Source organism: Phytohabitans sp. LZ39, assembly GCF_059359075.1.
In genome coordinates this window covers 45,201-58,053 of sequence record NZ_JCADBM010000006.1, presented here as the reverse complement: position 1 = coordinate 58,053, position 12,853 = coordinate 45,201, and the positions used below count along the sequence as shown (strand labels likewise).

The 12,853-nt window shown below is 69.6% G+C and carries 14 protein-coding genes and 1 pseudogene; 10 read left to right on the top strand and 5 right to left on the bottom strand.

What is annotated here, in order from left to right; genetic code table 11:
* Positions 1-15 precede the first annotated feature (15 nt).
* The 3 genes from AC5L36_RS14020 to AC5L36_RS14010 are packed head-to-tail and all read left to right on the top strand — an operon-like array spanning position 16 to position 3,112.
* Complete coding sequence (locus AC5L36_RS14020; protein WP_441224344.1) at positions 16-1,350, top strand: ABC transporter substrate-binding protein; 1,335 nt, start codon at positions 16-18, stop codon at positions 1,348-1,350.
* Positions 1,350-2,276, top strand: coding sequence for a carbohydrate ABC transporter permease (locus AC5L36_RS14015; protein WP_441224343.1), 927 nt, complete (start codon positions 1,350-1,352; stop codon positions 2,274-2,276). The genes AC5L36_RS14020 and AC5L36_RS14015 overlap by 1 nt, the downstream gene beginning before the upstream one ends.
* Positions 2,273-3,112: a carbohydrate ABC transporter permease gene (locus tag AC5L36_RS14010; RefSeq protein ID WP_441224342.1), complete on the top strand. Its 840-nt coding sequence runs from the start codon at positions 2,273-2,275 to the stop codon at positions 3,110-3,112. Before AC5L36_RS14015 ends, AC5L36_RS14010 begins: the two co-directional genes overlap by 4 nt.
* A 44-nt stretch (positions 3,113-3,156) precedes the next feature.
* On the opposite strand, the gene AC5L36_RS14005 is transcribed toward AC5L36_RS14010, so the two are convergent.
* Both AC5L36_RS14005 and AC5L36_RS14000 read right to left on the bottom strand, forming a co-directional pair.
* Positions 3,157-3,801 carry a substrate-binding domain-containing protein gene (locus tag AC5L36_RS14005; RefSeq protein ID WP_494908152.1) on the bottom strand — a complete coding sequence of 215 codons (645 nt, stop codon included), beginning with the start codon at positions 3,799-3,801 and terminating at the stop codon, positions 3,157-3,159.
* Between the two features lie 236 nt (positions 3,802-4,037).
* Positions 4,038-4,238, bottom strand: a pseudogene (locus AC5L36_RS14000) (LacI family DNA-binding transcriptional regulator); the annotation flags it as partial.
* A gap of 243 nt (positions 4,239-4,481) precedes the next feature.
* Between AC5L36_RS14000 and AC5L36_RS13995 the strand changes: the two are divergent.
* From AC5L36_RS13995 to AC5L36_RS13985, 3 genes are read left to right on the top strand one after another with little or no spacing between them, the layout of a single operon-like run.
* Positions 4,482-5,954, top strand: a complete 1,473-nt coding sequence (locus AC5L36_RS13995) for a glycoside hydrolase family 62 protein (RefSeq protein ID WP_441224340.1) — start codon at positions 4,482-4,484, stop codon at positions 5,952-5,954.
* 16 nt (positions 5,955-5,970) lie between these two features.
* Positions 5,971-7,026: a cellulose binding domain-containing protein gene (locus tag AC5L36_RS13990; RefSeq protein ID WP_441224339.1), complete on the top strand. Its 1,056-nt coding sequence runs from the start codon at positions 5,971-5,973 to the stop codon at positions 7,024-7,026.
* Between the two features lie 10 nt (positions 7,027-7,036).
* Positions 7,037-8,353, top strand: coding sequence for an extracellular catalytic domain type 1 short-chain-length polyhydroxyalkanoate depolymerase (locus tag AC5L36_RS13985; RefSeq protein ID WP_441224338.1), 1,317 nt, complete (start codon positions 7,037-7,039; stop codon positions 8,351-8,353).
* A 79-nt stretch (positions 8,354-8,432) separates the two neighbouring features.
* On the opposite strand, the gene AC5L36_RS13980 is transcribed toward AC5L36_RS13985, so the two are convergent.
* Positions 8,433-9,281 (bottom strand): spermidine synthase, encoded by an 849-nt coding sequence (locus AC5L36_RS13980; RefSeq protein ID WP_441224337.1) that lies wholly within the window; start codon positions 9,279-9,281, stop codon positions 8,433-8,435.
* Between the two features lie 117 nt (positions 9,282-9,398).
* Positions 9,399-9,737, bottom strand: coding sequence for a hypothetical protein (locus tag AC5L36_RS13975; RefSeq protein WP_441224336.1), 339 nt, complete (start codon positions 9,735-9,737; stop codon positions 9,399-9,401).
* 206 nt (positions 9,738-9,943) lie between these two features.
* On the opposite strand from AC5L36_RS13975, the gene AC5L36_RS13970 reads away from it, so the two are divergent.
* Complete coding sequence (locus AC5L36_RS13970) at positions 9,944-10,528, top strand: carbonic anhydrase (RefSeq protein ID WP_441224335.1); 585 nt, start codon at positions 9,944-9,946, stop codon at positions 10,526-10,528.
* Positions 10,529-10,690: 162 nt separating this feature from the next.
* Positions 10,691-10,912: a hypothetical protein gene (locus AC5L36_RS13965; protein ID WP_441224334.1), complete on the top strand. Its 222-nt coding sequence runs from the start codon at positions 10,691-10,693 to the stop codon at positions 10,910-10,912.
* 9 nt (positions 10,913-10,921) lie between these two features.
* Here AC5L36_RS13965 and AC5L36_RS13960 read toward each other — a convergent pair whose 3' ends face one another.
* Entirely contained in the window at positions 10,922-11,422 is a 501-nt protein-coding gene (locus AC5L36_RS13960; protein ID WP_441224333.1) for a MarR family winged helix-turn-helix transcriptional regulator, read from the bottom strand.
* A gap of 66 nt (positions 11,423-11,488) precedes the next feature.
* Here AC5L36_RS13960 and AC5L36_RS13955 point away from each other — a divergent pair, with 66 nt between their 5' ends.
* Together AC5L36_RS13955 and AC5L36_RS13950 are read left to right on the top strand one after the other, a co-directional pair.
* Positions 11,489-12,325 (top strand): NAD(P)H-binding protein, encoded by an 837-nt coding sequence (locus tag AC5L36_RS13955; RefSeq protein WP_441224332.1) that lies wholly within the window; start codon positions 11,489-11,491, stop codon positions 12,323-12,325.
* Positions 12,322-12,783 carry an anthrone oxygenase family protein gene (locus tag AC5L36_RS13950; RefSeq protein WP_441224331.1) on the top strand — a complete coding sequence of 154 codons (462 nt, stop codon included), beginning with the start codon at positions 12,322-12,324 and terminating at the stop codon, positions 12,781-12,783. The genes AC5L36_RS13955 and AC5L36_RS13950 overlap by 4 nt, the downstream gene beginning before the upstream one ends.
* Positions 12,784-12,853 lie beyond the last annotated feature (70 nt).

The following is a 12,853-nucleotide window of genomic DNA, read 5'->3' as shown; positions in this document are numbered from 1 at the left end:
GTGGGGGAGGCGCAGATGGCAAGGGTTCGCAGGGTCGCGGTGCTGGCGGCGGTCACCCTCGCCGTCACGGGGTGTGGCGGGGTCGGCGGCGGCGACGACACGGCCGGCAAGGGTGCGATCAGCACCCTCGGTTTCAGCCTGCCGGACGAGATCGCCACGACCCGGGTGGAGACCTTCAAGAAGGCTCATCCCGACATCCCGGTGACGATCACCGAGGGCGCGTTCGACGAGCAGCAGTTCCTCTCGGCCGTCGCGTCCGGCAACCCGCCGGACCTGGTCTACATGAACCGCAAGCTGATCGGCACGTACGCCAAGCAGGGCTCGGTGCTGGCGCTCGACGACTGCGTCGCCAAGCAGGGCATCGACATGGCGCAGTACCGGCCGGCCGCCAAGGACGAGGTCACCCTCGACGGCAAGGTCTACGGCATCCCCGAGTTCTACAGCGTCCGAGTCGTCTACATGAACGAGGCGATCCTGCGCGAGGCGGGCCTGACGCCGGACGACGTCGACCTCTCCGACTGGGCCGGCCTGGCCGGCGTCAACGCCAAGCTGGCCAAGGTACAGGGCGGCAAGCTCACCCGGATCGGCATCGATCCCAAGCTCCCCGAGTTCCTGCCGATGTGGGCCAAGGCCAACGGCGCCGACCTGCTCCTGCCCGGCGGCAAGACGGCCAACCTGGACCATCCGAAGGTGGCCGAAGCGCTGGCCACGGGCCTGTCGTTGATCCGGGCCCAGGGCGGTTGGGGCAACTTCAAGGCGTTCCGCGACACGTTCGACTTCTTCGGCGCGCAGAGCCCGCTGGCCAAGAACCAGATCGCGGTGTGGCCGATGGAGGACTGGTACCTCAACGTCGCCGGCCGGGAGACGCCGGAGGCGGAGCTGGCCGTGCGGCCGTTCGTCGACCGGTCGGGCAACCCGCTGACGTTCGCGTCCGGCTCCGCGTGGGTGATCCCGAAGGGCGCGAAGAACCCGGACGCCGCCTGCACGTTCGCCAAGACCATGACGGCCACCGACACCTGGTACGCGGCGGCCAAGGTGCGGGCGGACAAGCGCGCGGCCGACAAGACGCCGTTCACCGGGCTCTACACCGGCAACATCGAAGCCGACAAGCGGATCTTCGACGAGCTCTACAAGCCCAGCGGCAACAAACGCTTCGACGACGCGGTGCAGACCATCCTCTCGGTGCAGGACAAGGGATTCTCGCTGCCCGCGTCACCGGCCGGCGCCGAATTCGACAAGGCATGGTACGACGCCGTCAACCGGGCGCTGTCCAGCGGCGGTGACGGAAGCGCGGAGCTCGCCCGCGGCCAGCGCGAGGCGTCAGCCGCGCTGAGCCGCGCCGCCGGCTGATGACCGCCCGGCGCCACCGCTCGACCCTCACCCGGCAGGAGGGTAGATGGGCGCTGCTCTTCCTGGCCCCGTGGATCGTCGGCTTCCTGGTGTTCTACGCCGGACCGATGCTCGCGAGCCTGTGGCTGAGCTTCACCGACTACGACATCGTCAATCCGCCGAGGTTCGTCGGACTCGACAACTACCGGCAGATGGTCGCCGACCCGATGGTCGCGCGGAGCCTGCGCAACACCGTCTACTACACCGTGCTGCACGTGCCGTTGGCGATGGCCATCTCGCTCGGCCTGGCGCTGCTGCTCAACCGGGTCGGTCGGCTGTCCGGCTTCTTCCGTACCGTGTTCTACCTGCCGGTGATGACGCCGGCCGTGGCGGTCGGCATCCTGTTCCTGCTGCTGCTCAACACGCAGGACGGGTTGGTCAACAGGTTCCTCGGCTGGTTCGGCGTCGACGGGCCGAGCTGGACCACCGACCCGGATTGGGTGATGCCGGGCATCGTGCTGATGAGTCTGTGGAGCCTCGGCTCCACGGTGATCATCTACCTCGCCGCGCTCCAGAACGTACCGCGCGAGCTGCACGAAGCGGCCATCGTGGACGGTGCCGGACCGTGGCAGCGGTTTCGGGCCGTCACGCTGCCGATGATTTCGGGCGCGCTGTTCTTCACGTTGGTGGTCAACACGATCGCGTCGCTCCAGATGTTCAGCGAGGTCTACACGATGTACTTCGGCAACCAGACCACGCAGCAGCGGTTCAACGCCGACGCCGCCACGTTCTACGTCATCTACCTGTTCCAGCAGGCCTTCCAGTTCCTCCACATGGGATTCGCCTCGGCCCTGGCCTGGCTGCTCTTCCTGGTGATCCTCCTCATCACCGTCATACAGGTGCGCCTGTCGAAACGGTGGGTCTACTACGAGAGCGAGGAGTCGTGACGTCGCACCGGCGCGGCCCGTGGCGGATCGTCTTCCTGGCGGCCCTCTCGGCCGCGGCCGTGGTCTTCATGTTGCCGTTCGTGTGGCTGATCAGCGCGTCGCTGCGGGAGCCCGGCTACGTCTTCTCCCCTGGCCTGCTACCGCTGCCGTTCCGCCCGGAGAACTACCACGAGGCCCTCAACGCGGTGCCGCTGCCGCTGTGGCTTTTCAACAGCCTGCTCGTCGGCGTCGCCGCGGCGGTCTCGGTGACCCTCTCCAGCGCCTGGGTGGCGTTCGGCTTCGCGTACTTCCGGTTTCCCGGCCGGGACCTGCTCTTCGGCCTGGTGCTGGCAACGATGATGCTTCCGTTCGCGGTCACCATGATCCCGACCTACTTGATCTGGTCGGAGCTGCGGTTGGCCGACACCCAGGTGCCGCTGTGGGCGGGCAACCTGTTCGGGTCGGCGTTCTACATCTTCCTGCTCCGCCAGTTTCTGCTGTCGCTGCCGCGCGACCTGTTCGAGGCCGCCCGGGTCGACGGCGCCAGCTATCCCGGGCTGTTCTGGCGGGTGGCGTTTCCGCTGATCCGGCCGGCGCTGCTGGTGGTGCTCGTCTTCGAGTTCAAGGCGAGCTGGACCGATCTGATGAAGCCGCTGATCTACCTGCGCGACGAGAGCCTGTTCACCCTGCCGCGCGGCCTCAAGGTCGTGCTCGACCGGTTCGGCTACGGCGGCGAGCAGGACTGGCACGTGGTGCTCGCGGGCAGCGTCATCGCGACGATACCGATGATCATCGTGTTCTTCCTCGGCCAGCGCCACTTCATCCAGGGCATCGCGACCACGGGCCGCAAGGGCTGACACCACGGCCGCCGGTTCGCGGGTCGATCGGCCGGTCGACGCGGTCAGGGCCGGGCCGGCGGCGCGGTGCTGTCGCGGACGACCAGTGTGGTGGCCAGCTCGGTCCGCGGCTGGCTCAGGGCCTCGCCTGCGGCGAGGGCGAGGACCATCCGGGCGGCCACGGCGCCCATTTCGGTGAACGGCTGCCGCACGGTCGTCATCGGTGGCCAGCACCAGTTGGTGGTGTCGATGTCGTCGAAGCCGACCACGCTCAGCTCGTGCGGGATGCGCAGGCCGAGCTCGGCGGCGGCCGTGTACACGCCGAGGGCCTGGAGATCGTTGCCGCACAGCACGGCGGTCGGCGGGTCCGGCAGGCGCAGCAGCTCGCGGCCGAAGTCGCGACCGGCCCCGAAGTCGAAGGGCCCGGTGCGCACCAGCCGGGGATCCAGCGGGCTGCCGGCGGCGTCCAGCGCCGCTCGGCAGCCCTCCAGCCTGGCCCGCGCGCCGAGGTACTCGGCCGGTCCGCCCGGGTGGCGGCGATCGCGCCGCTCCAGTTGGTCGCGCCGACCGAGGGGGTCGGGTGCACCGGCTCTCCCGTCGGGTCGAGGGTCACCATCGGGATCGCGCTGGCGGCCAGTTGCGCGCGCTGCGACGGGGTGGTGTTCGGGTACACGGCGATCACGCCTATCGGGCGCCGCGCCAGGACCCACTCGGTCCAGGGCCGGCCCTGTGAGGTGCCCTCGTCGTTCACCTCGGTGAAGCCGAGGGCGAGCTCGTGCTGGCGGGCCACCTGCTCCACCCCACGCATGATCTTGATCGCCTGATTGCTCTCCAGCCCGTGGAACACCACTTCGACGGTGGCCGTGGGAGGCACCGCGTCGGGCCGCCGGTAACCGTGCTCGGCCAGGAGCGCCTCGACCCGCTGCCGGGTCTCCACCGCGACACCGGTCCTTCCGTTGAGCACCTTGGACACGGTCGGCTTCGACACGCCGGCCAGGCGCGCGATCGTCGCGATGGTCAACTCTCCGCGCCGACGGCCGCGCCGCTGGCCTTCCACAATCCGTTCCGTCACGGCGGCAGTGTATGAGGCGGCCCCGATCAAATCGATGACGATCACGGCGCATCGGTCAAAACCGAGCTTGGTCATCACCGGGGCCGGGTTGCCAACCGAACTGTTTCCATCGATACTGCTAACTGTTTCGAGCCGGACGCGGTCGGACGGAGTGGCAGTCCACGACCGCATCGCTGGACGTCGCCCCGCGACGCCCCGGCGCCTCGGTGCCGCCTGACCACGAGGCGGGCCGCCCCCTGATCGGCCAGCACCGGCATCGTCTCACCGCGATGTTAACGCTCACTTCCTCACCCCCATCCCCCACCGAAAGGGTTCGAGATGCGCAATCGCATACCGCTACGCGCTCGTCTGGCAACCGTCGCGGTCGCCGGCCTGGCCATAGCCGGGACGGCTGTCGCCTTGTCCGGTCAGGCCTCCGCCGCCGCCGGTTGTCAGGTGAACTACTCGGTCAGCTCGCAGTGGCAGAGCGGGTTCGGCGCCAACGTCACCATCACCAACCTCGGCGACCCGATCAACGGGTGGACGCTGACCTGGTCGTACTCAGCCGGGCAGCAGATCACCCAGGCGTGGAACGCGACGGTGACGCAGTCCGGCGGTCAGGTCACCGCCCGCAACGCCAGCTACAACGCGGCGATCGCCACCAACGCCAACGTCGCGTTCGGGTTCAACGGCTCCTGGAGCGGCAGCAACCCGGCCCCGACCAGCTTCACGTTGAACGGCACGGTGTGCACCGGCGGCGTGAACCCGACCACCGGGCCGCCCACCAGCAACCCGCCGACCAGCGCTCCGCCCACGAGCGCGCCACCGACGACGACACCGCCGTCGGGCAGCCTGCCGACCAGCTTCCGGTGGCGGTCGACCGGGCCACTGATCGCGCCGAAGTCGGACGCCACCCACAACATCCTCGCGGTGAAGGACCCGTCCGTCGTGTACCACAACGGCCGGTACCACGTCTTCGCCAGCACCGCCAACAGCAACGGCAACTACAGCATGGTGTACATGAACTTCACCGACTGGTCGCAGGCCGGCTCGGCACAGCACCACTACCTGGACCAGACCCCGGTCGGCGGCGGGTACAAGGCCGCGCCGCACGTGTTCTTCTTCGCCCCGCAGAACCGCTGGTACCTGGTCTTCCAGACCGGTGACAACGCGGCGTACTCCACCACCAGCGACATCAGCAACCCGCAGTCGTGGACCGCGCCGCAGCGTTTCTACCCGGGCGGCATGCCACAGATCATCCGGGACAACATCGGCAACGGCTACTGGGTCGACATGTGGGTCATCTGCGACACCGCGAAGTGCTACCTGTTCTCCGACGACGACAACGGTCACCTGTACCGGTCCGAGACGTCCATCGGCCAGTTCCCGAGCGGCATGACGAACACCGTCATCGCGATGCAGGACACCCGGAACCGGCTCTTCGAAGCGCCGAACATCTACAAGATCACCGGGTCCAACACGTACCTGATGATCCACGAGGCGATCGGCTCGGACGGCAAGCGCTGGTTCCGGTCCTGGACGGCACCGGCCATCACCGGCCCGTGGCGGGCACTCGCGGACACCGAGGCGAACCCGTTCGCGCGGGCCAACAACGTCACCTTCGACGGCGCCGCGTGGACCCGGGACATCAGCCACGGCGAGGCGATCCGCGCCGGCAACGACCAGACCCAACCGCTCAGCCCGTGCAACATCCGCTACCTGTACCAGGGCATGGATCCCAACGCCGGCGGCGACTACAACCGCCTGCCGTGGCGGCTCGGCCTGCTCACCCAGACCAACTCCACGTGCTGACCGAAAGGAGGACCCGATGCGGAGGATAAGCGGCCTGCTCGCCGCGGCGTCGGCCGCCGCGATCGCCGTCGCCGGAACGCTGCTGGCCATCAGTCCCGCCAGCGCCGAGTCGAACGGCGGCGTGCGCGTCATGCCGCTCGGCGACTCGATCACCGACGGCCTGAACGTGCCCGGCGGCTACCGGATCGAGCTGTGGCAGAAGTTCGTCGCCGGCGGATACAAGATTGACTTCGTCGGCTCCCAGTTCAACGGGCCACCCAGCCTCGGCGACCACGACCACCAAGGCCACTCGGGCTGGACCATCGCGCAGATCGACGCCAACGTGGTGAACTGGCTGCGCGCCACCACCCCGCGCACCGTCCTGCTGCACATCGGCACCAACGACATGTTCAGCCAGTCCGCCGGCGCGCCGCAGCGACTGTCCACATTGATCGACCGGATCACGAACACCGTGCCGGACGCCGAGGTCTTCGTCGCCTCGATCATCCGGTTGAACGGTGCCGACGCGCAGGTGCGCACCTACAACGCGGCGATACCGGGGATCGTGCAGAGCAAGGTCAACGCCGGCAAGCGGGTGCACTTCGTGGACATGTACCCCGCGCTGGGCGCCGGTGACCTGGCCGACGGCGTGCACCCCAACGCGGGCGGCTACGCCAAGATGGCAACGGTCTGGTTCGACGCGCTACGCGCGGTGCCACGCAGCATCACGGACGGCACCACGCCCACGTCGCCGCCGCCGACCACCACACCGCCGACGAGCGCACCGCCAGCGGGTGCTTGCTCCGCTACATATCGGACGGTCAACTCGTGGGGCGGTGGGTTCCAGGGTGAGGTGACGGTGCGTGCCGGCAACGCGGCGATCAACGGTTGGACGGTGCGGATGACCCTCGCGAGTGGACAGAGCATCACCAACTTGTGGAACGGCGTGAACACGGGCACCAGCGGTCCGGTCAGCGTGCGGAACGCGGCGTACAACGGGGCGCTGGGTGCCACCGCGTCGACCACGTTCGGGTACGTCGCCAACGGCAACGGCGCCGCCGCTCCCACCGGTATCACCTGCACCAGCCCCTGATTGGAGAAGAGTGAAGAAGAAACTGTTCTGCGCGTTGGCGGCGGCCGTGCTGGCCGCCGCCACGGCGGCGGTGACGTTCGCGGCGCCCGCGTCGGCGGCGACGCTGACCGAGGTGACCGGCTTCGGCACCAACCCCAGCAACATCCGCATGCACATCTACGTGCCGGACCGCCTCGCCGCCCGGCCGCCCATCGTGGTCGCCGTGCACTACTGCGGCGGCTCCGGGCCGGGCTTCTACAACCAGACCGGATACGCCGGGCTGGCCGACCGCTACGGCTTCATCGTCATCTACCCCTCGGTCACCCGTAGCAGCGGCTGCTGGGACGTCTCCTCGCCGTCCGCGTTGCGCCGCGGCGGCGGCAGCGACCCGGTCGGGATCGCCTCGATGGTCAGCTACACCCAGCAGCGGTACAACGCCGACCCCAACCGGATCTTCGTCACCGGCAGCTCCTCCGGAGCCATGATGACCAACGTGCTGCTCGGCGACTACCCGGACGTGTTCAAAGCCGGCGCCTCGTTCGCCGGTGTGCCGTTCGCCTGCTTCGCCACCACGAACGGCTCGGAGTGGAACAGCACCTGCTCCGGCGGCCAGCTCATCAAGACGCCGCAGGAGTGGGGCGACCTGGTCCGCAACGCCTACCCCGGCTACACCGGCCCCCGACCGCGGATGCAGATCTGGCACGGCACCAACGACGACACCCTGCGCTACCCGAACTTCGGTGAGCAGGTCAAGCAGTGGACGAACGTGCACGGGCTGAGCCAGACGCCGTCGTTCACGGACACGCCGCAATCCGGGTACACGCGGACCCGGTACGGCGGCACGGGTGGCATGGCGCCGGTCGAGGCGATCAGCATGCAGGGCGTCACCCACAACCTGCCGATCGACGCCGCCCAGGTGATCCGGTTCTTCGGCCTGGACAGCTCCACACCGCCGACGTCCAGCCCGCCGACGTCGGGTCCGCCCACGTCCGGTCCGCCGACCTCGGCGCCGCCCACGACGGCGCCACCCGGTGCGTGCCGGGTGACGTACGCGGTCAACGCCTGGAACACCGGCCTCACCACGGCGATCACCATCACGAACACGAGCACAGCCGCGGTCAACGGCTGGAACCTGGCCTTCACGCTCCCCAGTGGACAGACGATCACCAGCGGGTGGAACGCCTCCTACACGCCGAACACCGGGTCGGTGACCGCCCGCAACGTCTCCTACAACGGGGCGATCGCGCCGAGCGCGTCGGTCGGGATCGGCTTCCAGGCGACCCACACCGGCAACACCGGCCGGCCGCCGTCGTTCACTCTCAACGGATCCGCCTGCACGGTGGGCTGACCGACCGCCGAACGTGAGGCCATCGCAGCGCCCCGGGCGGCGGTGGCCTCACCGGCCCGTCGCGGGCTCCCGCCGGACGCTAGACCGGGTCGGCGCCGGCGCCGGTGTTGGTCGGGCGGGGATCGCGCAACGGCCGGGCGCCGGCGACGAAGCGGTCCAGGGCCGCGCCGTGCAGCACGGTGCCGGCGGCCGGGTCACGCAGCGCGCGGGTGGTCAGCCGGGCCACCGGCAGCCGGCCAGGTTTCCGCGCGGCGGCCAGAACGACGTTGCCGTGCCGCCGGCCGCGTAGCATCGCCCGGCCGGCGATCAGGCAGACGTCGGGGAACACGGCGCGCAGCGTCGCCGCCTGGACCCGCGAGTAGCCAAGGGGCGGCAGGTCGGTCAGGTTGACGGTGTAGAGCCCGTCGGGCCGCAGCACCCGCGCCACCTCCGCCGCGAACTCGACACCGGCCAGATGCGCCGGCATCTGGGCCGCCTGGTAGACGTCGGCGAGCACCAGGTCGTAGCTGGCCGCCGGCTCGGCCTCGACCGCCTCCCGGGCATCGGCCAGCAGGACCCGCAGATCCCCCCGGGGTAGCGGGAGCTCGCGCCGGACCAGGTCGAGCACGGCGGCGTCGCGCTCCACCACGACCTGGGTCGAGGCCGGGCGGGTCGCGGCCAGATAACGCGGCAGCGTGAAGCCGCCACCGCCCAGGTGAAGGGCGCGTACCGGCTCACGCGTGGGCGCCGCCGCGTCGACGACCGAGGCCATCCAGCGCACGTAGTCGAAATGCAGGTAGGTCGGGTCCGCCACGTCTACATAGGACTGGGCGACCCCGTCGACATACAGGATATGGGCCTCCGGGCGGCCCGAAACGGGCGTGAGCTCGGCCACCTGCGACCCGCCCGGCGCCCGGTCGGCGGCACGTCGTCGCTGGTGTCGGGCCATAGCGCCCACGCTAGCCCGGTCTGGCCGTACCAGCGACGACGCCGCCACGACCATCGTCGTGAACGCGCCGAAGGTCTCCCCCGGCGACGTCGTCGAGACACCCGGCAGGCGACGACCTCAGGCTTCGCCGTGGCCGATGACCACGAAGCCGAGCGGGTCGGCGAAGATCGCCGGCACGGCCTCCCACTTGTCGGAGAAGATCGCCGGCGCGGCCTCCCACTTGTCGGAGAAGATCGCCGGCGCGAAGCCGAAAGGATCCTCGAAGGCCGCGTGCGCGAAGTGGAACGGGTCTTCGAAGATCGCGTGCGCGAAGTCGAACGGGTTTTCGAAGATCGCCGGTGCGACGGCCACCGACTCGTTCCAACCCACCTGGGCCGATGCCGCGGCGGCAGGCTGGACCGGCGCCAACACCACCGCCGCGGTGGCAACCAGGACAGCAACGCGGGACAGGTTCACGATCGTCCTCCTCGAGGAGCTGGGCGAATCTACGGCGCCAAGCCTGCGCCAACGCGTTCATCGAAATCGCATCACCTGATTCATCGATCAGGGTGCCGCCGCGACGACGGCAGTCCCCGCCCATGGGGCGGGCGTGTCATCCTCGTCCGGTGGAACCGGGCCGATTGTTCTCCGATGCGACGGCTGCGCCGATCCCGTCGCAACATGTGTCGCGATACCTCGGTCGTCCGGACCCGGTCGAGGCGCTGGCCCGCCTGCGCGCCGGCAATGTCCGGTTCACCCTGGGCACCTCGCCTCCCGCCCGCGCGCTGAACGGCGGCGTCGCCCCGCAGCCCTTCGCGGTCGTCGTCGGCTGCATCGACGCGCGGGTGCCGGTGGAAGCGGTGTTCGGGCAGGGCATCGGCGCGATCTGCGTGGTCCGTTCCGCCGGCCACGTACTGGACCGCGCCGTGATGGGTTCGGTCGAGTTCGCGGTGACCGACCTGGAGGTGCCGCTGGTGGTCGTGCTCGGCCACGACGACTGTCGCGCGGTAGCGGCCGCGTACGAGGCCGTCCGCACCGGACGCCGACCCGCCGGCGCTCGCCAGTACCTGGTCGACGAGATCGCTCCCGCGATGCCGACGGCCGGATCGGTCGACTACAGCCTCGACGAGGCCACGCGCAGCCACATCCATCGCACGGTGGCCACTCTCCGGCAAGCCGACTACCTGAAAGAGGCACTCGCGGCCCACCGGATCGACGTCGTCGGTGGGATCTACCGGCTGGAGAGCGGTCACGTCGAAATGCTGTAGTCCCTTCGGGCGCTCAAGGGTCGCCGGTCGTCCCGGCGGTCGTCGGGGAGGCCGCGTGCGGCCGGACCGCGCCGCGACATCCATGCGACCAGCGCGCACGATCGGCGGTAGAGTACGCAGCTGACCGCGCTCATCGGGCCGTTCGTCCGTATCGGCGGCGTCGTGGAGCCGTACCAGGTCAACGGGCAGCCGGGTGCGATCCTCCGCGACCGCGACGGCAAGGTCGTCAACACCGTGGCGCTCGACATCCTCGACGGACAGATCCAGGCGATCCGCACGGTGCTCAACCCCGACAAGCTCACCCACGTAGGCCCGGTGGCCGACGCTTGGACCGTCCTCCGCGAGACGACCCAGGCACGCACGCGCGGCGACCGCGAGGACTGACCACGCCGGTCAGGTAGTTACGGGGCCGGTGCCGGCCGTGAGAGTGCGGGTCGCGGTGAGACCGGCGTCCGTGGTCCTGCGGAGGAAGTCGGCGAGCAGCTCGAGCTGCTGCTCGTCGTAGTCGCCGCAGATCGAGTCCATCGCCGAGTTCATGCCGGCGAACAGCTTGTACATCTCGCGGCCGCGGTCGGGCAGCGCCCGGACGGTGACCGCGCGCCGGTCCGCGGGGTCGCGTTCACGAGCGATCCAGCCGGCGTTTTCGAGCCGGTCGAGGATTCCGGTCACGGTGGCCGGATGCAGCCCGGCCTGGCGGGCGAGGTTGCTGGGGCTCAGCGGCCCGTGCCGGTTGACGAGGTCGAGGCAGTCCATATCGGTGTCCTTGATGGCGAGTTGGACGCCGACCTGGCGGTTGAGCGTCGACAGCTGGTTGTGCAGGTCACGCAGGGCGTCCTTGATCTGGGTGGTGAGTTGCCTGCGGGCACGCCCGCTTCCGGATGTTACGTGACTCATATTGTTTGGAATCCAAAGTCAAGATAGTTTGAGTCTCATACGATACGAGATAGAGAGGGGTTAGTCATGATCCTGGTTACGGGCGCCACCGGCGTCGTCGGCAGGCACGCCGTCCGGCTACTTGTCGAGCAGGGGGCGAAGGTCGCCGCCGTCACCCGCGACCCGCAGGCCGACCTCCCGGCGGAGGCACATCTCGTCCACCCCAGCGAGGTCACCACCCTGCCCGGCGTGGAGGCCATCCTGCTCAGCCCGCGCGCCACCGGAGCCGCCACCGTCGACCTGCTGGCCCACGCGCGCGAAACAGGCGCGACGAGGGTGGTCGTGCTGTCCTCCCTGACCGTGCCGTACCCGGCCGGGCACGCGCGCTTCCGGCAGCAGTTCCAGGCGGTGGAGAACCTCGCCAAGGAGTCCGGCCTGGACTGGACGATCCTGCGCTGCGCCGACTTCGCCGCCAACACCCTCGCCTGGGCCGGGCAGATCCAGGCGACCGGCACCGTGCGAGGGGCATACCCCGACGCGAGGACCTCGACCATCGACGAACGCGACATCGCCGCGGTGGCGGCCATCGCCCTGACCCAGCCGGACCACACCGGCCAGACGTACCTGCTCACCGGCGAGCAGTCGCTGAGCCAGCCGGAGAAGGTCGCCGCGCTCGGTGCCGCGCTCGACCGGACACTGTCGTTCGTCGAGGCCACACCGGACGAGATCCGTCGCGGCATGCTCGCCGCCGGCCTGCCCGACGAGGTACCCGACCGGCTGCTCGGCTCGCTGGCCGACTACGCCCGCGAAGCCGGACCCACCACCGGCACCGTGCGGCGGCTGCTGGGACGCCTGCCGCGCGCGTACGCCACCTGGGCGGAAGACCACAGCGCCGCCTTCACCCGGAAGCAGACAGGATCATGACCAGGTACGCCCGTTTCGCCAGCCTCGTGTTCGCGGGACTGTTCGCCGGGTTTCTCACCGGAGTCCTCGTCCTGGAGCTCTCGCTGCGAGGCTTCGACAGCGCGGTCTACACCCAGGTCCGGTTGGTCGAGCTCGACTCTCTCGACAATCTCGCCGTCGCCACGCTCCTGCCGGCGTTGATGGCCACAGCGGTGCTGGTCTACCGGACCTTCCAGACAAACACCCGATGGTTGACCGTCGCCGCCCTGGCCCTCCTGGTCTTCATCTTCGGCCTAACGCTCATCGTCAACCTGCCCATCAACTCCGACCAGCTCGGCTGGAACGCCCAGTCCCCGCCCTCCGACTGGGCCGACGTGCGGGATCGCTGGCAGATCGCCCACACCGTCCGCACGGTGGCCGCGGTCCTCGCCTTCGCGGTCCTCGCCCTCGCCGCGCCGATGTCCACCCGGAGCCGATAGAAACCCAACACACGCCCAGCCCGCCCCGATGGCGAGCTGGGCGTGCCCAGTTGAACTTCAGCGGCCCGAC